At 46.0% G+C, this 26327-nt stretch carries 10 protein-coding genes and 1 pseudogene; 6 read left to right on the forward strand and 5 right to left on the reverse strand.

Going from position 1 to position 26327, the window contains the following annotated elements:
* Nucleotides 1-526 precede the first annotated feature (526 nt).
* Complete coding sequence (locus tag QUB30_RS03455) at nucleotides 527-3991, forward strand: DUF4347 domain-containing protein (RefSeq protein WP_333329107.1); 3465 nt, start codon at nucleotides 527-529, stop codon at nucleotides 3989-3991.
* 492 nt (nucleotides 3992-4483) lie between these two features.
* Nucleotides 4484-7672, forward strand: a complete 3189-nt coding sequence (locus tag QUB30_RS03460; RefSeq protein ID WP_333329109.1) for a DUF4347 domain-containing protein — start codon at nucleotides 4484-4486, stop codon at nucleotides 7670-7672.
* Between the two features lie 236 nt (nucleotides 7673-7908).
* Here the strand turns inward: QUB30_RS03460 and QUB30_RS03465 are convergent, their stop codons facing one another.
* Together QUB30_RS03465 and QUB30_RS03470 are read right to left on the reverse strand one after the other, a co-directional pair.
* Nucleotides 7909-11466 (reverse strand): WD40 domain-containing protein, encoded by a 3558-nt coding sequence (locus QUB30_RS03465; RefSeq protein ID WP_333329113.1) that lies wholly within the window; start codon nucleotides 11464-11466, stop codon nucleotides 7909-7911.
* Nucleotides 11467-11493: 27 nt separating this feature from the next.
* Nucleotides 11494-15039 (reverse strand): AAA-like domain-containing protein, encoded by a 3546-nt coding sequence (locus tag QUB30_RS03470; RefSeq protein ID WP_333329115.1) that lies wholly within the window; start codon nucleotides 15037-15039, stop codon nucleotides 11494-11496.
* Between the two features lie 232 nt (nucleotides 15040-15271).
* Between QUB30_RS03470 and QUB30_RS03475 the strand changes: the two are divergent.
* A pseudogene (locus tag QUB30_RS03475) lies at nucleotides 15272-15897 on the forward strand (Uma2 family endonuclease).
* Here QUB30_RS03475 and QUB30_RS03480 read toward each other — a convergent pair.
* Nucleotides 15898-17220, reverse strand: coding sequence for an AAA-like domain-containing protein (locus tag QUB30_RS03480; RefSeq protein WP_333329118.1), 1323 nt, complete (start codon nucleotides 17218-17220; stop codon nucleotides 15898-15900). It lies immediately after the preceding pseudogene.
* Between the two features lie 668 nt (nucleotides 17221-17888).
* Here QUB30_RS03480 and QUB30_RS03485 point away from each other — a divergent pair.
* The 3 genes from QUB30_RS03485 (at nucleotide 17889) to QUB30_RS03495 (ending at nucleotide 24552) form a co-directional block, all read left to right on the forward strand.
* Complete coding sequence (locus tag QUB30_RS03485; protein WP_333329121.1) at nucleotides 17889-19445, forward strand: ATP-binding protein; 1557 nt, start codon at nucleotides 17889-17891, stop codon at nucleotides 19443-19445.
* Between the two features lie 105 nt (nucleotides 19446-19550).
* Nucleotides 19551-23216 carry a GAF domain-containing protein gene (locus tag QUB30_RS03490; protein ID WP_333329124.1) on the forward strand — a complete coding sequence of 1222 codons (3666 nt, stop codon included), beginning with the start codon at nucleotides 19551-19553 and terminating at the stop codon, nucleotides 23214-23216.
* Between the two features lie 190 nt (nucleotides 23217-23406).
* Complete coding sequence (locus QUB30_RS03495; protein ID WP_333329127.1) at nucleotides 23407-24552, forward strand: adenylate/guanylate cyclase domain-containing protein; 1146 nt, start codon at nucleotides 23407-23409, stop codon at nucleotides 24550-24552.
* Nucleotides 24553-24576: 24 nt separating this feature from the next.
* Here QUB30_RS03495 and QUB30_RS03500 read toward each other — a convergent pair whose 3' ends face one another.
* Entirely contained in the window at nucleotides 24577-25857 is a 1281-nt protein-coding gene (locus QUB30_RS03500) for a recombinase family protein (protein ID WP_333329130.1), read from the reverse strand.
* A 3-nt stretch (nucleotides 25858-25860) separates the two neighbouring features.
* Nucleotides 25861-26220, reverse strand: a complete 360-nt coding sequence (locus QUB30_RS03505) for a VOC family protein (protein WP_333329133.1) — start codon at nucleotides 26218-26220, stop codon at nucleotides 25861-25863.
* Between the last annotated feature and the right edge of the window lie 107 nt (nucleotides 26221-26327).

Consider the following 26327-nt stretch of genomic DNA (forward strand, 5'->3'; position numbering starts at 1 on the left):
GTAAATGCGATCCAACCCGCTGGGTATCAGTATTTTTGTATATCGAAAAACTAGGATTTTCCCAGCACATATAATTATTGTAAATGTTGTATATAATTGTGTTTTATATTGGATGAAATATAGGTAGGGAGACCGTAGTACCGTGCGTATAAGTAAAAAATCATATTCAAATGAAAACGAATAAATATAATTCTTAATGGTTGCTCATGGGGGAATTACCTCCATGATTTCCTAATTTTTAATTAGGGCTAACGTTAGTCAAATAAGGCTGAAAAACGGCGGACGATAGAAGCAGGATTTATGAGAATATTTCCGGTAAATTTTGTGCTATATTCCCCAGCGGTAGCCCTCAAAAAAATCCGTCTCTACCAGCGACAACAGGTAAATCAGGATAAAAATAATATTAAAAAAATATTTTTTTAATGTTGCACTTTTTCCAAATAGGGTGGTAAGATATAATCAAATAAGCCTGATGAGATTACTCCGGGGTGTATCTACCAATAATGCCCTTAATGGAGTATCCAATATGACTTCTACGTTCGCTCAAGTTAACTCACAATCTTCTTTTGAAACATTGCCACTGCGCTCCTTAGTCTTCATTGACTCCGGCGTGGAAGATTACGAGTCAATTGCAGCGGGAGTGCTGCCGGGACAGCAGGTAGTAATACTCGATAGCGCCAAAAACGGCATCGAACAAATCACCTCTGAAATTGAAAAATACGCCTCTACTAACGGGGCGATAGACTCGGTTCACATTATTTCTCACGGTAATTCTGGCAGCCTACAACTCGGCAATACTGCTCTGGGTTCAGATAACATAGAGCAATACAAAAGCCAGTTAGAAAAGTGGCAAACTGCACTAGCCCCACAAGCAGATATCATGCTGTACGGCTGCGATGTAGCCGTCGGTACAGGTGTTAATTTCGTCGATCGCTTCAGTCAATTAACCGGGGCTGACGTTGCCGCCTCCACCAACATAACCGGCAGCGACGGCGACTGGAATTTAGAATTTGCCTCTGGCCAAATTGAATCTCCCTTAGCCTTGCAAGCCGAGGCTATGGCAAGTTACCAAGGTAATTTAGCTACTATCGTAGTAGCCAACAATAGCGATAGCGGGCCCGGTTCATTAAGGGCTGCGATCGCCAGCGCTGTTGCCGGCGATACAATTACCTTCGCTCCCGGTTTAGCCAGCCAAACTATTACCCTCACCAGCGGGCAACTCGATATTCCCGCTGGCAAAAATATCACCATTGACGGTGCCGCCGCACCCGGTTTAACCATCAGTGGCAACAACTCATCCCGCGCCTTTTTTGTCAATGCCAACGTTGATATCGCCACCAGCTTTGCCGTCAAAAACCTCATTATTATCAACGGCAAAACGGCTGATAACGGGGGTGCGATCGGTACAACTGACGAAGTAGCAATGACTGTAGAAAACGTTCAGTTTACCAACAACGTTGCTGATAAAGGTGGCGGTGCAATCTTCAGCGGCTGGAACAACACCCTGACCGTGACCGGCAGTAAATTCACGGGAAATAACGCCACCGCAACTAACGATGAACGCGGCGCTGGGGGTATTGCTTTTGCAAGTAATAAAAACCTCACCGTTGTTAACAGCGATTTTACCAACAACTTAGGAATTAACGGCGGCGCCATTAATAGCCTCAACGGCAAGTTAAAAGTTGAAAACTCGCGATTTATCGGCAACGACACCACCGCAGCCGTTTTCGCTCCAGACGATCCCAACGGCAATTCTTTTTTAAGGGGTTTCGGCGGCGCAATTTACACAGACAGAGCTAGTTCTACTGACGAGCCTTCCGGCACAATTAGCATTACCAAAAGCGTATTTCAAGACAACAAAGGCCGGGGCGAAGGCGGAGCAGCTTACCTGTTCACCGGCGCTCAAGACAGCGTAACTGTTGCAGATAGCACTTTCCAAAACAACGAAATTCTGGCGCTACCCAACGGTGGAAATGCTGGAAACGGTGGTGGGGTAACGATTTTGAGCGACAGCACCAACCAGGGATTGACCCTTACCAACACCACCTTTGCGGGCAACAAAGCCGGCAATCAAGGTGGCGGCCTGTGGACACGCAATGCCCCTGCTACGATTACTAACAGTACGTTTTCTGGCAACTCAGTTCCTACTACTGTGCCTGATGGCTACGACAAACTCGGCGGTGCAATGACTCTTGGTGCACCCACAACTATTGTTAACACGACGATCGCCGATAATTACGCCGGCTGGGTTGGTGGAGGTATCTTCGCCGAGGCCAATAATGTCACCCTCAAAAACACGATTTTTTCCAACAATACAGCGGGCAACGGAGGAAACCCTTGGGGAATTAACCAACACACCACGGACCAATACACCGATCGAGGAGGGAATTTTCAGTGGCCGGTGATTAACACCGATACCAAGGTGACGGCAAGTGTGACGATCGCAGACCCCTTACTCGGCCCTTTGCAAAACATCAACGGCGCTTTAGTCAGGCCCCTGCTGACAGGAAGTCCGGCAATTGATACAGGGATTGACACCGGTGCACCCGCTACGGATCAGCGCGGCGGGACTCGCCCTCAAGATGGCGACATCATTCCAGGTGCGATCGTCGACAGCGGATCATTTGAATTCGGAGGTACTGTCGTCCCCACACCAACGCCGACTCCGACTCCGACGCCTGCGCCGACTCCAACTCCGACACCGACGCCCGCGCCGACTCCGACGCCCGCGCCGACACCAACTCCGACACCGACGCCTGCGCCGACTCCGACGCCTGCGCCGACACCAACGCCAACTCCAACTGAGACTCCAACTCCGACGCCTGCGCCGACTCCGACGCCTGCGCCCACTCCAACTGAGACTCCAACTCCGACGCCTGCGCCGACTCCGACGCCCGCGCCGACACCAACTCCAACTCCGACGCCCGCGCCGACTCCGACGCCTGCGCCGACACCAACTCCAACTCCGACGCCTGCGCCGACTCCGACGCCCGCGCCGACACCAACTCCGGCCTCGGATGCTGGCCCGCTGGATGACCTCAACGCCCCGCAACTCGACCCTGCTGCCATCACCCCCAACCCCGTCCAACAAACTCTCAACGGCGGTGAAGGTCCCGATTTCATCATGGGCGGCGGCATCAACGAGTCAATTAACGGACTTGCCGGTAACGACATTCTTTACGGCATGGGCGGCAATGACAACATTGACGGCGGTGCAGATAACGACATTCTTTACGGCAATGAAGGTAGCGATTTCATCTCTGGTGGTGCTGGCAACGATACCATCTACGGCGGCAAAGATAATGACACTGTTGTTGGCGCTGATGGCAGCGATTTTGTCAGGGGAGATCTCGGCAAAGATACAGTTGCCGGCGGCCTGGGCAGCGACACCATTTTTGGCGGCAAAGATGACGATATCTTGTTAGGTGAAGATGGCGACGACTACATTTTAGGCAACTTAGAAAATGACACCATTAATGCTGGAAATGGCAACGATACTGTGTTTGGCAATGAAGGTGCAGACCTAATTTTCGGCTTATTGGGAAATGACACGCTTTACGGGGGTAAAGAAAACGACAGTCTCGATGGCGGTGAGGGCAACGACTTGCTGTTGGGCGGCAATGAAAACGATGTACTCTGCGGTGACATCGGTAACGATACCATGTACGGTGGCAAAGGCAACGATATTCTCAGCGGCGGCAGCGGTGCTGATTTCCTTAGTGGCGATGTTGGGGATGATACTTTGACAGGCGGTTCGGGAAATGATGTATTTTTCCTAAATCAAAGTTTGGGTAGCGACCTCATTACTGATTTCAGTAAGGGAGAGGATTTAATTGGGTTGAATCCTGGTTTGAGTTTCAATCAACTCAGTATTACTTCTAGCAACAATCAAACTTTGATTAGCGTGACTGGCACCAATCAATTGTTAGCGAAGCTTAACGGTGCGCCCGGTAGTCTCACCGCTAGCGATTTCACTCAGGTAATAATCTAAGTAGCTGTGGTAGGGTGCGCCATCAGCACCTTACTACCGGGGAAAATCGGGTTGGTGCGCCATCAGCACCGCCCGAATAAAGCAAGCATTCTGAAAAACTTAATTTGGGATTTTTTGGAAGTTTTTGCGATCGGCAAACAGGTGAGATTGACCCAGCTTGGGTACGAATTTTCTGGTTCTAGGTAAGGCGAATGTATGGCGCACTATCTAGAGCCATCCTAAGTAATTCGGAATTCTATATCTCTTTTCTGAATTTACCTGACATCTTTTGCGCGATGTATTGAAATAAAAATAGCCATCCCCACATACAAACCGGAATGTGATACAATGACCGGACTTGAAGCGGGAGAAAAACTAACTTTTTTCCTGAAAGTGAAGGTTCCACATTTATCGTTTAGGTTTGAATTCGACTCGCTCCATTCTGCATCTATAGCCTTCTGATTTTAAGGTGAATCTACCAGCAAATAGTAAACTTTCTCATGGGTATGCCAAATGAGCTCAACTTTTGCCACCAACATGGATTCACAATCTGTTCTCCACAATTCTCGTTCTACATCTATTGTTTTTATTGACTCCGACTTAGAGGACTATCAAACTCTTGCCGGTGGGGTGCTTCCCGGTGCAGAGACAATCATTTTAGATAAAAATGGCAATGGAGTCGAGCAAATTACTGCGAAACTGGAAGCAATTGCTGCTGCGGGGGGAACTGTGGACCAAGTTCACATTTTTTCTCACGGCAATTCTGGCAGCTTGCAGCTAGGTTCTGCGACTTTGAATGCGGATAATTTGCCGCAATATGAAAGTCAGTTGCAAGGGTGGCGAAATGCGCTGAGCGACCAAGCTGATATCGTGCTTTACGGTTGCGATGTTGCTGCGGGTTCTGGGAGCGATTTTGTCGATCGCCTGGGCGAGTTAACCGGGGCTGATATTGCCGCATCTAGCGATCGCACTGGTCGCGGCGGTAACTGGAATTTGGAGTTTGCCAAGGGTGATATTGAAGCACCGCTAGCCTTGACTCCAGAAACAATGGCGGATTACCGAGGGACTTTAGCGACTGTTACCGTTACCAACAATAATGATAGCGGGCCTGGTTCATTGAGAGATGCGATCGCCTCTGCAGCGGCCGGCGATACCATTCAATTTGCCTCTACTCTTGCCAGTCAAACAATTACTCTCACTTCCGGTCAACTTGTTATCAACAAAAACTTGACAATTGATGCAGTTGGTGCGGCCAATTTAACCATCAGCGGCAACAATGCTTCGCGGGTGATCCTCACCGAAGGTTCAACCAATGTTACTCTAAAAAACCTGATTGTTGCCAACGGTAAAGTTTCTGGGATCGACCCGAATAATGATGAAACTAGCGGCGGTGGTGGCATTCAAACGGGAGGTAACAGCACTTTAACTTTAGAAAATTGCCAAGTCAATAATAATGTTGCTGGTTTTGGTGGCGGCATTTATACAGGTTTCCGCAGCACTACTACTGTAATTAACAGCAAGTTTAGCGGCAATGACGGTTCGCTAGCGGATAATACCGAACGCGGCGGCGGCGCGATCGCCACGAAAAGCGGGGGTTCTCTGACTATCAAAGATAGCGAATTTACCAACAACAAAGGCAGCTACGGCGGAGCTGTTAATAACCTGTTGGGCAGCATGACGATCGAAAACTCTAAATTCACCGGCAACCGCACAGAAAAAGGCGTTGGTGGGGCAGTTTACGTCGATGGAGCGAGCGAATTAACTAACGATGCGATCGGTGGCAACATCATTATTCGCGGGAGCAGTTTTGACGGGAATATTGGTGCTGGAGAAGGAGGCGCAGCCTTTCTGTTTGGTTATCCCCCAGATAAAGTGGTATTAGAAAATAGCACTTTTATTAATAATAAAGCCGTCAAAAATGCTGCCGGTTCTGGAGGTTCTGGAGGCGGAGTACGTCATGGCAATGCCGATTTGACTGTGACAAACTGCACCTTTGCCAACAATACATCCGATGATAACGGCGGTGGTTTGTGGTTGGGTGAAGACGGAAATATCAGCATTGTTAACAGTACATTTTCCGGCAACAGTGCTGCTAACCAGGGCGGGGGAATGGTTGTCGGTAACAGAGATTCTTTTTCGACTAATATCGTCAATTCGACTTTTGCTAAAAATACCGCTGGGGAATATTCGGGAGGTATTGCTACTTTTGGTAATCAGCCAATTACTGTCAAGAATTCGATTTTTGATAGCAACACGGCGGGTAATCCTTTTAAGGTTAAACAGCAAAGCGGGCGGGAATTAATCGACGGGGGAAATAATCTGCAATTTCCTAATAAACTCACGACGGGCGATCCTAACGACAATAATGTTACGGCAAATGTGACGATCGCAGACCCCTTACTCGGCCCTTTGCAAAATATTAACAGCGCTTTCGTGCTGCCGCTGCTAGCAGGAAGTCCTGCCATTGATACCGGTACTGGTGCGGGCGCGCCGGCTGCCGATGGGCGCGGTGTGACTCGCCCTCAAGATGGTGATAGCAACGGAAGTGCGATCGTGGATATCGGCGCTTTTGAATTCACTACACTCACACCGACTCCGACTCCGACTCCGACTCCGACTCCGACTCCGACTCCGACACCGACTCCGACTCCGACTCCGACTCCGACTCCGACTCCGACTCCGACACCGACTCCGACGCCCGCACCCACTCCAACTCCAACACCTATTGCAGATGATTGCTTATTCGATGCAGTCAGCGCCCCGGAATTAAACTCTGCCACCATTACTCCCAACCCCGTCCAACAAACTCTCAACGGCGGTGAAGATACCAGTTTCATCATGGGCGGCGGCATCAACGAATCGATTAACGGACTTGCCGGCAACGACACTCTTTACGGCATGGGCGGCAATGACAACATTGACGGCGGTGACGATAACGACTCGCTTTTCGGCAATGAAGGTAGCGATTTCATCTCTGGTGGCGCTGGCAACGATACCATCTACGGCGGCAAAGATAATGACACTGTTGTTGGCGCTGATGGCAGCGATTTTGTCAGGGGAGATATTGGCAATGATACAGTTGCCGGCGGCCTTGGCAGCGACACCATTTTTGGCGGCAAAGATGACGATATCTTGTTGGGTGAAGATGGCGACGACTACATTTTAGGCAACTTAGGAAATGACACCATTAATGCTGGAAATGGCAACGATACTGTGTTTGGCAATGAAGGTGCAGACCTAATTTTCGGCTTATTGGGAAATGACACGCTTTACGGTGGCAAAGAAAACGACAGTCTCGATGGCGGTGAGGGCAACGACTTGCTGTTCGGCGGCAATGAAAACGATGTACTATGCGGCGACATCGGCAACGATACGCTTTACGGCGGAAAAGGCAACGATATTCTCAGTGGCGGCAGCGGTGCTGATTTCCTTAGTGGCGATATTGGGGATGATACTTTGACAGGCGGTTCGGGAAATGATGTATTTTTCCTAAATCAAAGTTTGGGTAGCGACCTCATTACTGATTTCCGCAGGGGAGAGGATTTAATTGGGTTGAATCCTGATTTGAGTTTCAATCAACTCAGTATTACTTCTAGCAACAATCAAACTTTGATTAGCGTGACGGCTAGCAATCAAGTGCTGGCGAAGCTTAACAATATTACACCGGGTATTCTAACTGCTAGCGATTTTATTAGTCTGTAGTTATTATACCAAATCCAGGTTGGCTACTCCCTTTATCCGTCGCCGGTTGAAACCGCTACTACATAAACTCTCGCCCGAGCAGAAGGGGACTAAGAGATAAAGGGAGTATTTAAGCCTGATTTAGTATTATAGCCGAACCCAATACAAATTTTTTAATTTTAAAAATTATTGTCTAATTTTATGATGATATAGACCACACATATTAATCAATTTTTACTAATAAAGCGAACTTGATATTATTCCATGTCAATCTGCGAACACAACAAGCGATCGCCCTTCTCCACTATCGCATTCGTCTGCAAATAATCCCGCACGCGATCGCAACCATAACCCAACAAATTGAGATTCAACACTCGCTCCACATTCCACAGAATCAGCGTGTTATCCTCACTGACGGAAGCCACAAACTTTCCGTCAGAACTGTAAGCCAATCCCCTAATCGCCGCCGTGTGACCTCTAAGCGTTGTTAGTTGCGTACCGTCCAGTTTCCACAACTTCACCGTGTTGTCTACACTGCCAGAAGCAATAATTTGACCGTCAGGACTAAACGCCACTCCCCACACCGCTGCTGCGTGACCTACAAGCGTTCTCAATAACTTACCGTCAACAGTCCAAAGCTTAACAGTATTGTCTCCACTGCCAGAAGCAATGATATTACCTTGACGGTTAAAACCAACTCTCCAAACTGCCGCAGCGTGACCTCGCAAGGTTCTCACTAACTTACCGTCAAGCTGCCATAACTTCACAGTCCCGTCTCCTGCTGCGGAGGCAACTAACTGCCCGTCTGGGCTAAATGCTACGTGCCAAACAGGAGTATTGTGTCCTGTCAGGGTATGCAGTAACGTTCCATTGCGCCGCCAAAGCTTGACCGTGTTATCTTGACTTGAAGAAGCCAGGATTTGACCGTCAGGACTAAACGCTACTGCAAAAACCACAGCTTTATGACCTGTTAAAGTTGCACTCAAATTGCCGTTTCGCTGCCACACATTCACCTTATGGTCGTCTCTGCCAGCAGCAATTAACTGGCGATCGCGAGTTATAGCAACCCCATAAATTGCTGCATTCTCTCCGGTGAAAGTCGCCAGCAATTTGCCTTGGCGACTCCAAAGTTTAGTTGTGCCGTCCTCGCTGCCCGTAGCAATTGTAGAGCTATCAGCACTCAGAGCGATCGCCCAAATTCCGGCTTTATGTGCAGTAATAGTTGTCTGCAATGGATTTTGACTTTCCCACAGTCTGACGGTGTTTTCTGCGCCTGCCGACGCAATAAAGCTGCCGTCAGGACTCCAATCAACCCCCCAAATAGCAGCGCTGTGACCTTTGAAGGTCGTCAATTCTGTTCCGTCAACGTTCCAAAGTTTTACAGTTTTATCCCGACTGGCAGAGGCGATGGTTTGACCGTCCGGGCTGAAAGCAAGGGCAGATACCACAGCCGTATGACCTTCGAGCGTTCTCAGCAAAGTGCCGTCACGCTTCCAAAGTTTTACCGTTTTATCTCCACTTGCCGACGCAATGATCTTACCGTCGGGACTAAACGCCACTGAACACAAGACAGAAATATGACCTTCGAGAGTTCTCAGAAAAGTGCCGTCACGCTTCCAGAGTTTTACCGTTTTGTCTCCACTTGCCGAGGCAATTGTTTCACCGTCGGGACTAAAAACTACTGACCCTACCCCAGCAGTATGACCCTGAAGCGTTTTCAACAAAGTGCCGTCTTGGTTCCAGAGTTTTACGGTGTTGTCACCGCTGGCAGAGGCAATTGTTTCACCGTCGGGACTAAAAGCCACTCCCCACACGCTAGCACTGTGACCCTGAAAAGTTTTCAACAAAGTGCCGTCCAACCTCCAAACTTTCACGGTGTTATCGTCACTTCCAGAAGCAATGAGTTGACCGTTCGGGCTAAATTTGACTGTTTTGACGCTCGCTTGATGACCTGCGAGCGTGGCAACTTCTGTCCCGTCGCGCCGCCAAAGTTTAACAGTTTTATCTACACTTGCGGAGGCAATCAGCTTACTGTCAGGACTGATATCGACTGCCATAACAGCCGCTTTATGCCCAGCAAAACGGTTGTATTCATCTGCTTGATAAACCGCTTGTCGCAGTACATTTTCAACTTCGCGATCGATACTGGCATCTGCCCATTTTAATCTTTGTAATTTTCGTTTAGCTTTGATAGCTTCTATCAGTGCGTCTAATCTCCGGTTTGAGGCAAACAATCCCTCAGAAGAAGATGCCAGCGCTCTAATTTCACTAATCCTTGCTTGACGTTCGTTTTCTGCTGCTCGGCGATACTCAAAATAAGTTGTCACTCCTAAAATGCAGGCAAACAGCAATGCACCACTCACAGCAAATAGCAAAATTCTTTGTCGTTTGGCAGCTTTTTTTTCTTGTGCGAGCCGTATTTGTTCTTCTCTAAGTCGCGCTTCTACCTCTTTTGTCCGTTCTGCTTCTAAAACGAGTTGGATTTCTTGGCGATCGAGGTCTTGGCTGGCAGCGATAAATTGATAATCCAAGTCGCTCAAACTTTTTCCTTGCGCCCAAAATTGAGCGTCTTTCAGGGCTTGACCGCGCAACAGCCGCGATTCATCCTGTTGTTTAGAAGCAATCCAAGCATCGAAGGCTTGGGAGTAAGGGCGCAGTTTCCCTAATTGTTTCTCTACCCATTCGAGGTTAAATACTTCTTGATAAATTCTGTTTTTTACCTGCAAATACCCATGTTTTTTTACCACTAAACCCGATAGCAATAGTTCGATTTGATCTCGGCTGTCATCGGTTGACACCCCCCCTAGCCCCCCCTTAGTAAGGGGGGGAGCCGAAGGCGGGGGGGTCAGAATTTGTTGGTAAATGCCTAGCAATCTACCTGCGCGTTGTTCGTTGCGAAGAATGCGATCGCGTATCGTTTTCAAATGTTCCGGTTCGTCTTGCGATTCCCAGTTCTCGATAAGTTGCGCTCTGACCACAGATTCGACAAAAAATCCTTCAGTTATCGGTGGTATTGTTAAATCAACGCCGTGGGATTCTTTAGCAGTTCTTACCACCAATTCACATATTTTTTGGGTCATAAATGGCTGTCCTCCAGTCCAAGCTAATATTTGTTTGATAACTGCTGGTGGATGGGGGATTATATTTTCTAATCCTAAAGCTAATGGTTGTGCTTCCTCAAAAGAAAACCCCAGCAAATCGAGCGCTCGTCCGATATTAAAAGGAGTCCGATTTTTATCTACTATTAAATCGCTGGGCGTCGCTACTCCGAAAATGGCGAAGGTAATTCGATTGTATTCTGGATTGATGGCTCTTTGGTTGTAACAATACCGAATCAAGGCAAAAAAATCATCTACTGGAAAATCTAAACTTAAAATGCTATCAATTTCATCAACAAATATAAAAATTCTGTCTTCTGGAATTTTGGCTAACAAGATGTCTTCGATGAAATGGCTCAATCTTTGGAGGAGAGAAACTTCTTCTTCTTCTTTCCACCAACTTTTCAAATTAACTTGTCCTAAAAGATTGAAGCCGCGCCACAGTTCCCCAATCATGCCTTTATACCATTGTAGGGGAGTGATATTTTCGCTGCCGATGCGGGTCATGTCGATCGTACTGCATTGAAATCCTTCAGCTTGCAATCGGTGCAAGGTGCGGACTAATAGAGAAGATTTGCCCATTTGCCGCGAGTTGAGGACGTAACAAAATTCGCCTGCTTTTAAGGATTTATAGAGTTCGGAATCGGCTTCTCTTACTAAATAGGTAGGCGCATTATTGGCGAGACTGCCTCCGATTTGATATTGGTAATTGTTCATGGTTTTGAGTTCATGGTTTTTGAGACTTTAACGATCGCCCGCTCGATCGCACAGATGTCTATCTTCCTCCTTCAGGTCAGCATTTGTTCGCAGATAATCTCGCACGCGATCGCACGCATAACCCAGTTCATCGAGTTTGAGAATGCGCTCTAGATCCCATAAAATCACAGTGCCATCGTCTCCAACAGAGGCAATTTGTTTGCCATCGGGACTAAACGCCACCCCCCAAACGTTTCCTTCATGTCCGGTTAGCGAGGTTATTTCTGTCCCGTCGGTTTTCCAAAGTTTGAGTGCGCCAGTTGAGCCTCCCCCCACCAGTATTAGACCGTCTGAACTGAAATCAACCGCCATCATGCCTCTAGTATTTCCCTTGATGGTTTTGAGCAACGTACCATCGATCGTCCAGAGTTTAATCGTGTCATCCCTGCTGGCAGTTGCCAAAGTGCGACCGTCTGGACTGATGGCAACTTCCCAAACAGGGCTGCGATGACCCTCTAGAGTCTTGGAAAACCTACCGTCAAGACTCCACAACCGAGCAGTGCTGTCGCTACTAGCTGAAAGCAGCCTCTGTCCGTCAGGGGTAAAGTCCACATCGTAAACCCTAGCCCGATGCCCTGTGAAAGTTTTCAGTAAAGTGCCGTCTTTGTTCCACAGTTTGACGGTTTTATCGTTGCTAGCAGAAGCCAGTAGCCGACCATCTGGACTTGGGGAGATATCCCAAAGTCCAGCTTCATGACCTGTTATGGTTTTCAGTAGCGTCCCGTCGAACTGCCAGAATTTAATTGTTTTATCTTCACTAGCGGTAGCAAGGAAAGGTGCGATCGCAGGATTGGCAAAGCTGGCACCAGAGAGAAAAGCAACGGAGCGAACGGGAGTCTTATTTCCGGCAAAAGACTTCAGCAACGTACCGTCTCGCGCCCACAGTTTGAAGCTGCCATCGGAACCGGCTGAAGCTAGCATCTGACCGTCCGGGCTGAAATCCACATCCCAAATCGTGCCGCCATGTCCGTAAAGGACTTTCGAGAAGGGGTTTGTCGGATTCCAGAGTCGGGCGGTATTGTCGTCGCTGGCGGAGACAACCATTTGACTGTTAGGAACAAAGGTAACGCCTCGAATTCCAGATTGATGCCCTTTAAGAACTTTCAACAGCGTCCCGTCCGGCTTCCAGAGGTTTATAGTTTGGTCGGCGCTGGCGGAAGCAATGAGATCGCCTGCTGTGCTGACGGCGACTTCAAACACTTCCGCACTGTGACCGCTAAGAGTTCGTAGCAGGGTTCCGTCGGGTTGCCAGAGTTTGACAGTGTTGTCAGCGCTGGCAGAGACAATGGTGGGACGTTTTGTGCCGCTATTGTCGGCAAGTAAAGCGAACTCAACGTCCCAAACGGTGGCGCTGTCACCTTCCAGGGTGCTCACCAGTTCGCCGTCTAAAGTCCAAACCTTGACTGTATTATCAGTGCTGCTAGAGGCGAGCAGGTTTCCATCCGGGCTAAAGGCAATACCCCAAACTGCACCTTGATGTCCGCTCAGGGTTTTGAGCGGTTTGCCATCAACGCTCCACAGGCGAATGGTGCTGTCTTCACTGGCGGAGGCGATGCGCTCACCGTCTGGACTCACGGCGATCGCCCAAATAGCAGCCTTGTGCCCCTGAAAGGTTTTGAGCAGTTTGCCTTCCCGACTCCACAGATAAATGTTGCCGTCCACGCTGGATGTTACCAGGCGCTGACTGTCGGGACTAAAACGAAGGGCGTAGACGCTGCTGATCGTGTGTTGGAGAGTGTGCAGCAAGGTGCCATCCCGTTGCCAGATCTTGGCTGTTTGGTCGCCACCCCCAGTGGCGATGAGTTGACCGTCTGGGCTGGCATCAACTGCCAGAACCGGGCTGGAATGCCCCAACAGGCGATTGAATTCTGCCGTTCCGTAGATGGCTGGTTGCAGGACTTGTCGAACTTGAGATTGCAAGTGAGGGCTCGAATGCGCGAGAAGGTCGAGCCTGCGTCTGGCTTTGATGGCGCTCACGAGGGCGTCCAATCGCTGTTGGGAGGCGAATTGTCCTGCGGAGGAGGAGGCGAGGGCTTGAATTTCGCTGGTGAGGGCGTGATGGTATTGCCAGAGGGCGAGAATGCTGGAGGCGATCGCAACTATCAGCGCTCCACTCAACGCTCCAATCAACCTCCTCTGTCGCTTCGCTGTCTGTCGCTGTAAAACTAACCGCTTGTGTTCGTCTGCCAGTCGCGCTTCGACTTCTTTAACTCGTTCTGCTTCCAGCGCTTGCTGTACTTCCAGCCTGTCTAATTCTTGAGAAGTCGCTAAAAATTGATAATCCAAATCGCTCAAACTTTTTCCCTGGGCCCAGTAGGAAGCGTCTCTGAGGGATTGTCCCCGCAACAGTCGCGATTCATCGGTTTGTTTTGAAGCGATCCAAGCGTTGAAAGCTTGGGAGTAAGGACGCAGTTGCTCTAACTGTTTTTCTACGCATTGTAGGTTAAACACTGCTTGATAAATCGGGTTTCTGACTTTCAAAAAACCTTGTTGTTTCACTACCAAACCTGATAGCAGCAGTTCGATCTGCTCTCGACTATCATCCGCTTCAATTTCACCTCCCTGCAAGAGTTGTTGATAGATGCCTAAGTTACGTGCAGTGCGTTGTTCGTTGCAAAGGAGGCGATCGCGTATCGTCTTCAAATGCTCTGGCTCGTCTTGCGATTCCCATTTATTGATGATGTTTTCTCTCACCACCGATTCTACAAAAAATTTCTCTGTTCCCGGTGGAATTTTTAAACTTTTGCTGGGTGAATGTCCTGCCATTTTTACCACTAATTTACATATTTTTTGAGTTAAAAATGGCTGCCCTTCCGTCCAAAATAAGATTTCTTTGAGAACTGCTTGCGGATTAGTTACTACATTTTCTAATCCTTTCGCTAGAGGCTGTGCTTCCGCTAAGTTAAATCCTGGCAAATCGATCGCTCGTCCGATATTAAAAGGAGTTCTTGTTTTATCGGCAATTAAATCGCTGGGTGTCGCTACTCCGAAAAGTGCAAAGGTAATCCGGTTATATTCAGGATTGATGGCTCTTTGGTTGTAACAATACCTAACCAAAGCGAAAAAGTCATCGACGGGAAAATTTAAACTTAAAATGCTGTCAATTTCATCAACAAATATAATGATTCGCTGTGTGGAATATTTTACTAATAAGATATCTTCAATAAATTGACTCAATCTTTGCAGGAGAGAAATTTCTTCTTGTTCTTTCCACCAAGTTTTTAAATTAACTTTTCCTAATAAATTGAAGCTGCGCCATAAATCCGCAACAATTCCTTTGTACCATTGTAAAGGAGTAATGTTTTCGCTGCCGATGCGGGTCATGTCGATCGTGCTGCATTGAAAATCTTCTGCTTGCAGTCGGTGCAGGGTGCGGACTAAGAGAGAAGATTTGCCCATTTGCCGCGAATTTAGGACGTAACAAAATTCGCCAGCTTTTAAGGCTTCATAGAGTTCGGAATCTGCTTGTCTTACTACGTAGGTAGGTGCATCACTGGCGAGACTGCCACCAATTTGGTATGTTACCTGGGTCATACGGTTTATGGGTGGGTTTAAAGGTGAAAGTTTATAAAAAGAGGCAGTCTGAGCGTTAATTTTTGTCACCCTCCCTACTTAATTATAATCCATCCTTCAAATTTAGGTTTCCAGAATAGTTAGTTTAAGAATACTATTGACAAAGTAACGAGTGAAAGTTATTCAACAATATAGATAGCCTAATGTTGTTAATTTATATTAATGAAATTAACAGCAAACAAGGAGAATCAGTATGCTCGTTCAAGAACAACCCGCCCAGTCTAAACACATGACCCTAGACGAGTTTCTGGACTGGTATCCAGAGGGTCAAGGTCGCTTTGAACTACATGATGGAGCCATTATAGAAATGCAAGCAATAGGAACTCACGAACAAGTAGGGGGCTTCCTCGCCCTTGAAGTGGGAGTAGAAATTAAACGTTTGGCTTTGCCCTATTTCATTCCCCGCCAAGGAATTATTAAGGCTATTGATTCTGATGAGTCTGGCTACAGCCCAGATGTGAGGGTGTTAGATTGGCAACAAATCGAAACGGAACCGATGTGGAAAAAGCGCTCGACTATTACCAGAGGTGAAACTATCCGTTTAGTCATCGAAGTCGTGAGTACCAATTGGCAAGATGACTACTTCATGAAGTTAGGGGAATATGAAAAATTGGCAATTCCTGAATACTGGATCGTCGATTATTTAGGGTTAGGCAGCCGAAGATATATTGGCAACCCCAAACAACCCGCTATTTCCGTCAATCAATTGGTTGACGGTGAGTATATAGTTAATCAGTTTAGAAGTGATGATCGGGTGCGATCGCTTGGCTTCCCAATCTAAACTTAACCGCAGAACAGATTTGTCAGGTGGGGCAATAACTAAATAAAGTTTTGCGAACCAAAATACAGGCGGTACAACTCGCAGCTCAGCGTACAGCGGTTGTTATCGAGATGAATCAGCCCCATACTAACTAATTTAGAAGCTACAATCGGATCTAATTCCACACCACACTCCGATTTTACCACTTGTTTAAGTGCAACGGAAAGTTCGGGATACTCTTGCAATGTTGCCCAAAAACTCCGCAAGTAATCTTTATAAATTCCTCCTATTGTGGGAGCTTCTTGTAGTAGCCGATCTAGCGTTACACTGTGTTGACAGAGGTGGTAAAGAGCTAGCCGCACCAGATAAGGATGTCCCCCCACCATTGCCATCAGTCGATCGGCATTGGGGCTATCTGTCCAATCCAGTCCGTGACGCTGCGCTAAAGTAAGTATCTGCTCTTGTGTAAAATAGGGCAATTGCAGCGGCAAACCGACATTAAAAGGCGATTCAGTGAGCTTTAGAGGAATATAAATTTCTGTGGAGTGAAGAACTATTAAACGTAGTTTTTCCAGGGATTCAATCCGCTTTGCTTCTTCATGCCAGCTTCGCAGCAGTGGCAAAAATTCTCTGGCAATTTTTGGATACTCGAAAAGCCTATTGATTTCATTTAAAGCTAAGACAAGGGGGCTACTTATTTCTCTTAATACATATTGTTGCAAATAGATGATGCAGCTTACTTTGCTACCCATATCTTCATCCCAATAATCATCTAATAGAGGTGGCAATTCTAGGTGACGGCTGATGTTGGCACAAAACCACCGTAAAAATTTATCTAGGTTGTCTAAAACAGCTTCTTCGGCTTGCTGAAAATCCAAACTTACAGTGCGATAGCCAAGAGAATTAGCGCGCTCTAAAATCCTTAGCAGAAGGGAACTTTTTCCCATCTTCCTGGGAGCTTTAATCCGCAGAACACTTCCAGGTTTGGCAATCTCTCGATACGCGAGTTCTTCTATTAGTGGGTGATGGATATAAAATGGCGAACTGAGGGGCACGGGAGAGCCTGGAAATTCTACAGGTGTTGCTAGGCATTGCCTGCGGGTGAATTCTTGAATTAATTCTCGTTCCTCAGCAGTCAGGGAACGCGATTCTAGAGAGGATCTAAAATTTGATTTATTAATAGATGTCTGCAAGATTTCAGAGAGACTTTGCCACAAGCACGAGGCGATGTTTCTCAGGTAATGCTCTCCGTAATGAGAGGCAGATGCGATACTTGTATAAGTTTTTCCTTCCCAAACTTGGCGGAGTATAATTTCTTGTACTGGATATAAATCTTTTTGTAATCGGGCACGAGTTAGCTGTAGTATCTCATCTATCGTCATAACTTGCAATTACCTTATAAGTGTATCGTTGATATTATCACTTTTGAGCCTCTCAAGCTGAGTTGGTGTCAACTTAAAATTAAACTTTCCATCCGGCATGAATTGAACCCCTTCCTCACAGCTTAAGTCCTCTGAATAAAACTATAAATTAGGACTTTTAAACTCATTAGTCCTCTTCGCTGTGGAATTTAGCTATTAGCCAGAGACTTAAGTCTCTGGCAGCTTTTGGCTTAAGTTTAGATGTATCAAGAGTGAACCCAGCTCTACAGGTTTTTGAGAAGGGTTCTCTTGGTTAAGTGAAATCCGTGATATCCCCTAAATCTTGTGCTTGCCCCGTTGCCTCACGGGTAAGTGAGTGCTCTAACCGAATTTCAAGGGCCGCTGGCGCTCCTAGCTGAAAGGGAGCCGCGCTCAGTTATTCTCGCTCGTTAGCCAAAATGTCATGTAGGTGTCACAGTTGCTCGTGAAGCCACCGTTAAAAATGTGACAGTTGACATTGCTAAAGCTTAGTCAGTGGGTGCTAATCTTATTAAAAGTATTTTTAGATCCTTGCATCTGCTCATCACAAGTGTTAATTCCAAAAGCCTTATTCCTTTTTTGTGGTATGACAATTTTTTATCAGCTATAATAGCTGATAAAAAATACTAGCACATAATAGTGTTGACTTTATGCAAATGGTTCCTAAAATGTTTTCCAATTATTTTATTCCTCACGGTCATTGCTATTTGTGGAAGCCTGGATTAGTGGGGCTGCACATTGTGTCGGACGCTGCGATCGCCGTCGCTTATTTTTTGATACCCCTGACGCTGATTTATATTGTCCAGAAGCGGAAAGACGTGCCTTTTGACTGGGTTTTCATGTTGTTTGGCTCTTTTATTATCTGCTGCGGTATTACCCATATTATGGAAATATGGACGCTGTGGCATCCTAATTATTGGTTTTCGGGTTTTCTTAAAGGGATGACTGCGCTGATTTCGCTGTGTACAGCAGCAGTGCTGGTGGAACTAATCCCAAAAATCTTGGCTATCCCCAGTCCCGATCAATTGGCGGCGGCAAATTTGGCTTTACAAAGTGAGATTGGCGATCGCAAGCAAGCTCAGGAAGCACTCTCGCAATTAATGCTAGAATTGGAAAAACGGGTGATGGAGAGAACGCTGGCTTTAGAATTAACCAATGAACTTTTGCAACAAGAAAATCGCGATCGCTCTTTGGCTGAAAATTCATTGCGGCACTCGGAAGCTCAACTGCTTGAACGAACTGAGCAGCTAGAGAACACTCTGCAACAACTCAAAGACGCCCAAACTCAACTCGTGCAAACTGAAAAAATGTCTTCTTTGGGGCAAATGGTAGCTGGGGTTGCTCACGAAATCAATAACCCTGTGAACTTCATTTATGGCAATCTGATTCCGGCTGAGGAATATATTAAAGATATTTTGGGATTGATTAAGGCTTATCAAGTTTATTACCCCACTCCGGCGGCGGAAATTGCAGACAAGATTAACAGCATAGAACTCGATTTTATTTTAGAAGACTTGCAAAAAATTTTGGGTTCGATCAAAATTGGAGCAGAGCGCATTAGGGAGATTGTTAAATCTTTACGCACTTTCTCCCGGTTAGACGAAGCCGATATGAAAAAAATAAATATCCATGAAGGTATCGACAGCACTTTAATGATTTTGCAGCACCGCTTGAAAGAACAAACAAACCGTCCGCCGATCCAAGTGATTAAAGATTATGGAGAGTTGCCACTATTGGAATGCTATGCTGGACAGCTTAACCAAGTATTTATGAACATTTTTTCTAATGCTATTGATGCTTTAGAACAGATGGCGGCGCAGGGGCGTTACACAAAAGGCTATTGGGAAAATAATTTGCCCGCTCGCTTACAAAACACCCATTGCCAACTGCTAAAAATTCGCATCCGCACGCTTTTAGTTGATGGCAAGTGGGTGCAGATTCGTATTGCTGATAATGGCACGGGCATAGATGCTGAGACGATCGCTAAAATTTACGATCCGTTTTATACGACGAAACCCACCGGTTACGGTACCGGGCTGGGTTTGGCGATTTCTTATCAAATTATTCAAACCCATGAAGGTTATTTGCGCTGCACTTCCGAGGTTGGGAGAGGTACTGAGTTTATTATTGAAATTCCTTGGCGATCGCAACTTTGCAATCGCAAGTTGTTGGCCGAGAAGCAAGCTGTGATGAAGAAGTTGGGTTGAGGCGGCAATAACTCATTCCGAATTAGGCTAAAAGTTTCGATATCTTTCATTTTTTGCCTAACTTAGACAGCATCAAATCAATATTATTTACCAACACTAAATATTATGTGGGAATTCCTCAAAAATATCTTTTCCCCAACTCAGTATATGCCTCACGGTCATTGCTATCTCTGGCAAACGCCTTTAGTGTGGCTGCACGTAACGGGCGACTTTTTAATTGCGATCGCCTACTATTCAATTCCGGCGATGCTAATATATTTTATCTTCAAGCGGCGCGATATCCCTTTTTTAGGAATATTTGCTTTATTTAGTGCATTTATTATTCTCTGCGGCACGGGTCACTTGCTAGAAATTTGGACTTTGTGGCATTCCGCTTATTGGCTGTCGGGGATTGAGAAAGCAGTTACTGCACTGGTTTCCTGCTTCACTGCCGGCCAAATGGTAACACTATTACCGCAGTTTTTATGTTTAAAAACCCCGCAACAATTAGAGGCTATAAATCGCAAGTTGCAGATTGAAATTGCCGTGCGTCAAGATGCAGAATTAGCGTTGCGCCACGCTTATGATGACTTAGAAAATAAAGTCCAAGAGCGCACCGTACAGTTGACCGAAATTAACGCTTATTTAGAAGCAGAAATTAGAGTAAGAATAGCCGCTGAATCCGCTTTGCGCGAACGAGAAAATCGGTTAACAGAACAACAAAATGGTTTGCTAGAATTAGCAAAAAACTCTAGTATCTATGAGGGAAATATCAGCGAGGCGTTGAGAGAGATTACGCAAATGGCAACCCGTACTTTGAATGTTGAGCGGGGAAGTATTTGGTTTTATCAAGAAGATAAATCCGCAATCTGCTGTGCCGACCTCTACGAACTGACCCCCAATCAACACAGCGGGGGTGCAGAACTGAAAGTTGCTGACTATCCTAGCTATTTCCAAGCTTTGAATACAGAACAGGCGATCGCAGCGGTTGATGCCAAAACCGATCCGCGCACCCTAGAATTCAGCGAATCTTATTTCACGCCTTTAAACATCTCGTCGATGCTAGATGTTCCTATTACCCATCAAGGACAAATTGCAGGTGTAATTTGTTTAGAACATCAGGGAACGCTGAGGAATTGGACGCTCGACGAACAAAGCTTCGCTAGCTATGTGGCACAGATCGCAGCTTTAGCAATGGAAGCTCGCGATCGCAAGCAAGCCGAGTTAACATTGCGCTCTGTTACCGAACGCTTGCAATATTTGCTGGCGACTACCCCAGCGGTGATTTTTAGCTGCAAATTAGAAGGAAATTATGACGTAACATTTGTCAGCGAGAATATTTTTTCAATGATGGGTTACGAAGCGAGAGAATTTATTGATGGTTCCCTTGATTGGCATAGCCTCATTCACCCCCAAGATCGAGAGCTTGTTGATACTTCATTCGATCAGATATTGGAAAAAGAATTTATCTCCTACGAATACCGAGAACGGCACAAAGACGGTAGTTATCGCTGGATATACGATGAGGTTAAGTTGGTCAAAGATGCTGCTGGCATACCTGTGGAGTGCGTTGGTTATGGAGTGGATATTACTGCTCGCAAACAGGCGGAACTAGCCTTGCAGCAGCAACTAAAAAGGGAGCGGCTCGTTAATTCCATCCAAGAGCGGATTCGTTCTTCTCTTAACCTAGAAGAAGTGCTGACAATGGCTGTGGAAGAAATTCGCCAGTTTTTGTCAACTGACAGGACTGTTATTTACCGATTTAATCCAGATTGGAGTGGATTTATAGTCGTCGAGTCGGTAGCAGCCGATATCATGCCAATGTTGGGAATTGATATTAGCGATCCTTGTTTTCAGGAACGCTACGTCTCTGTTTACGAGAAGGGACACCTTCGCGCGATCGACGATATTTATACGGCAGGTATTTCAGACTGCCACATTAATTTACTCAGCCAGTTTGAAATTAAAGCTAACCTCGTTATTCCCATTTTGCAAGGTAAAAAATTATGGGGGCTACTCATTGCTCATCACTGCCGCAGTCAAAGACATTGGAACTCTTCTGAGATAGAATCTCTTAAGCAAATTTCCGTGCAGCTAGCAATTGCCATCCAGCAATCCACCCTTTTTGAACAAGCAAAAACTGAAATTGCGGAACGTAAATTAGCAGAAATAGCATTACAAAAAGCTGTCGTAGCTGCTGATACAGCTAACCGCGCCAAGAGCGAATTTCTTTCTTCTATGAGCCACGAACTGCGGACTCCCCTGAATGCCATTCTGGGATTTAGTCAGGTGATGGTGCGCGATTCATCTCTCAACAATCAACACCAGCAGCACCTAGAAATTATTAATCGCGCCGGCGAACACTTGCTTTCGCTAATTAATGACATTTTGGAAATGTGCAAAATTGAAGCGGGCAGAAGTCAGCTTAATGAAAGCAGTTTTAATTTAATGCGCCTGCTAGAAACCTTAAGAGAAATGTTTCGATTAAAAGCTAAATCTAAGAAATTGCAGCTAAATTTTGAAGTGGTTGACGGCGTACCACACTTTGTTAATGGAGATGAAGGTAAATTGCGCCAAATTTTGATTAATCTTGTCGGAAATGCGATTAAGTTTACAGAGGCGGGTAGCGTTACGTTGCAAGTGAAAAAGAAGGTAGAAGAAAGTTTGGCAGTTGAAACTGGAACTACACAAACACAACCCGCCTGTGCGGATTCTGAACAGTCGGAAAGCTGGGTGATGGAAACCGCAGCTATACAAAAAAAACCCGCCCGCGCTGGTTCTAATCAGTCCTCGCAGGCCGACTTTGATGGTGTAGACGCAAATGACCTTCACCCGGTATTTGTACGCCTTCAGTTTGAAATTGAAGATACCGGCCCGGGCATTGACGCAGAAGAGATAAATAAGTTATTTGAACCATTCGAGCAAACACAAACAGGTCGTAAATCTCAACAGGGGACTGGATTAGGTTTACCAATTAGTCGCAAGTTTGTACAAATGATGGGAGGAGATATTACTGTCAGCAGTACACCTGATGTGGGAAGTAAGTTTGCATTTGATATTGAAATGAGGCTGCCCGATCCCACGGAGATTAAAATGCTTAAACCGCAGAAAAAAGTAATGGGTTTAGCACCTAATCAACCAGAATACCGGATTTTGGTGGTTGACGATCGGGTAGATAACTGTCTAGTGATAGAGAGATTATTATCACCACTAGGCATCCCCGTCAGAGAAGCTAAAAATGGTCGAGAAGCTATTGCTGTATGGGAGGATTGGAAACCGCACCTGATCTGGATGGATATGCAGATGCCTGTCATGAATGGCTATGAAGCCACCAGAAAAATTAAAGCTCATCCTCTCGGAAAACAAACTGTAATAGTTGCTCTTACTGCTAGCGCTTTTGAAGAGGAACGAAAAACTATTTTAGCAGCAGGGTGTGATGATTTCATGCGTAAACCCTTCGATGCAAATATATTATTTGCGAAAATGGAAGAACTTTTAGGAGTGCGCTACATTTACGAGGAATCTGTTGAAGCAAAACTCGAAAATAAAAATGAAATTAGCCGAGTGACCAGCAATCAATCTGTAGAATCACAACTCTGTAAAATGCCTCTTGAGTGGGTGGAGAAGATATCTCATGCTGCTCATGAATGTTGCGACGATAAAATTATTACTTTAATTGAGGAAATGCCTAAAGAATTTGCTTTATCCGCACAAGTTTTAGCTAATTTAGTCCATGATTTCCTATTTGACGATATTATAGAGCTAGCGAAATTGGCAGTTACGGCTCGGTGAGAATACCAGTATCCAACTAATTACTACTTTGGAGAATTTTCTATTTCAAACACGGCCTAACATTCATCCCCAAAGAGCTTACCTGTCTATCTTTTGAGGATAAAAAATCGGCAGTTATACTGCTTTTTTATTAGAGAAATTTATTAAGTTTTAATATTTGTGATCTTAAAAAAATACCGTGATTAATCGCATGGACAGCAATCAATTTCCTCGCATCACAGCCAACATTTTAGTAGTTGATGATAAGCCCGATAATGTACGGCTTTTATCTACAATCTTGACCGAACAAGGGTATCAGGTTCGTAAAGCGCTGAACGGGCAAAGGGCGATCGCTACAGTGCTGGAGTTTCCCCCCACTCTAATTCTGCTGGACGTGATGATGCCTGAGATGAATGGATATGAGGTGTGTGCACAGTTGAAAGCTTCACCAAAAACCAGTTCAATTCCAGTGATTTTCTTAAGCGCCTTAGATGATGTTGTAGATAAGGTAAAAGCCTTTGATATGGGAGCAGTTGACTATATTACGAAACCTTTTCAAGATAAAGAAGTATTGGCACGAGTGGCAAATCAGTTAACAATTCAAAGTCAACAAAAGCTACTTCAAGAGCAAACGAAGCAATTAGAAGAAGTTGTCGGACGTTTGCAAAACGAAATTAAAGAGCGGCATGGGGTGGAGCTAGCTTTACGCCTTGCTCAAAAAAAGTCGGATCATTTATTGCTAAATATTTTACCAGAAGCGATTGTTGAAAAATTGAAAAAAGGCGAGGGTGCTGCTGCCGAGAGGTTTGAGTCAGCAACAGTTTTATTTGCCGATATTGTTGGTTTTACGTCTCTTTCTACCAGAAATTCACCTCTAGAATTGGTGAATTTTCTAAACCAGATTTTTTCAAAGTTTGACCAACTAACTGAAAAACACGGTTTGGAGAAAATTAAAACGAGTGGGGATGCTTATATGGTAGCAGGGGGGTTGCCAGTGCCGAGGGCAGATCATGCAGAAGCGATCGCGGATATGGCGTTGGATATGCAGGAAGCGATCGGTGATTTTCTAACTGACACGGGCGAACCCTTCCAAATTAGGATTGGCATTAATACAGGGCCAGTAGTTGCTGGCGTAATTGGCACTAAAAAATTCATCTATGACTTGTGGGGAGATACTGTTAATGTTGCTTCTCGGATGGAATCTCAAGGATTACCGGGGTATATTCAAGTTACTATTGCTATTTACGAGCAGTTAAAAGATCGTTATTTATTTGAGGAAAGAGGCGCGATCGCGGTTAAAGGTAAAGGAGAGATGACCGCCTATTGGCTCAAGGCTAAAAATGTTAGGTCAAGCTAATTGGTAAGTTGTCGATCGCTCTCCTTAAAAAATGAAAATTATTTGCACTTTTACTGTTATATTTTCGCGTATAATCTCTATTTTGCTGATGAATTCTCGAAAGTAAAACCTGCGTTCCGATTCTGACAAATCGAGCCAAAACTGGGGAAGCGAAACTGTTTGAACCGTTTCTCGCAAATTCACTGGGGGCAGTTGTGCGAGTTGGGTTTGCATTTCGGCAATTTCGGTGCGGATTTTGTAGGCTCTCAATTCGGCAGTTTCTGTGTCTAAAATGCCGCTTTCAATCAGGGCTGGCAGTTGCTCTAGGATTTCTTGTTTGGAGCCGATCGCCCTGCCAATTCCTGCTTTAATTCCATTCATGTCAGGCATTTGCAGCCCAGCGACAGCCTGCGGTAAATCCTCGCAGATTCTTTTAATGGTTAATTGCAATATTTCTTCGTAAGAAAGACCGCTGCATTTAGGCTGTTTTGGACAGTTAATCGGTCGCAAATAAAGGTATTCTTTGTCTTTGCGGTAGGAGGTAACTTTTGCTACTGTCATGGGCGATCGGCATTCGGAACAAATTGCTAAACCTGCAAGGGAACGGGGGGCACTGGCGGCGCGGGGGGAAAGTTGGCGGTTGCGGCGCAGCAATCGGTCTACTTGGGCGGCTTCTTCTCTGGAAATAATCGGGACGTGGGTGTTAGAAATTACTTGGCCGTTTTGATATTCCAAATCGCCTCGGTAGGCGGGATTTGTCAGCCAGCGGCGGCCTGTGCTGACGGAGATTTTTTTGCTGTATTTCTTTGCTAAATAGCGCACGGAACCGCGCAAAGAACCGTAGATGAGAAAGTGTTCAAAAAAGTCTTTGACGGCGGGGGCGGCCGATCGATCGATCGTGTAGCGCTCTTTGCCGCGCCGATAGCCGTAGGGAGCCTTGCCCGGTGGAATCCGCGATTTGATGCGGTTGCGGGCGTGTCCTTTGCGGATGCTGCGGCTGTGTTGGCTGCGCTGGAGTTCTGCGAGGATTTGCAGCAAGTTTTTGCGGTTTTGCGGTTCCGTTTCTGCTTGGACGATGATTTCGACGCCGAGGGTTTCGAGTTGGGCGAGGTGCAGACACACTTGCTGCAATGTGTCGCCGAGTTCTTCAAAGCGCTGAATTAATAAGTATTTGACTGGTTCTGTTTGGCAGTCTTTGAGGAGTTGCTGGAGTTGTTGTCGCCCTCCTAAGTCTTGATATATTCGATCGACCTCTTGGCCCCAAATTTCCGGTGCGGGTGCTGCTTCGAGTAGCGGTTCGGTGTAAGAATAGGCGATGACTTTCATCTGTTACTCGCTGAGTTCGATGATGTTGCCGTCGGGATCTTGGGTAAATAATGCCGATCGACCTGACGCGCTCATTTGGAACGGGCAATTGTGGGCAATTAATTGTTGTTTGGCTGCCTCTAAGTTGACCACAGAAAACGCTAGATGTCGGTTGCGTCCCCATTTGTCATTGTTTACGGCATCTGGTATAATTGTCGCAGCTAAAATTAGGTGGAGCTGGCAGTTGCCGATTTGATACCAGATTCCGGGAAATTTTAAAACTCGATCGATTTTTTGCAGTCCTAGTACGCTGCTGTAAAAGTGTTGGGATTTTTCCAGGTTGGAGATGAGTATGGCGCTGTGGAGGGCTTGAGTAATTTGCATTTTTGTCGGGTATTTATTTTTTTATTTTAACCGCTGATGCAGGCAGATGAGCGCTGATGAACGCCGATTGGTTGATGTTTGTTCAGTTTTTGATATGATAACATTGT

It is taken from the genome of Microcoleus sp. BROC3, from assembly GCF_036702515.1.
In the GTDB taxonomy this organism is placed as follows: domain Bacteria; phylum Cyanobacteriota; class Cyanobacteriia; order Cyanobacteriales; family Microcoleaceae; genus Microcoleus.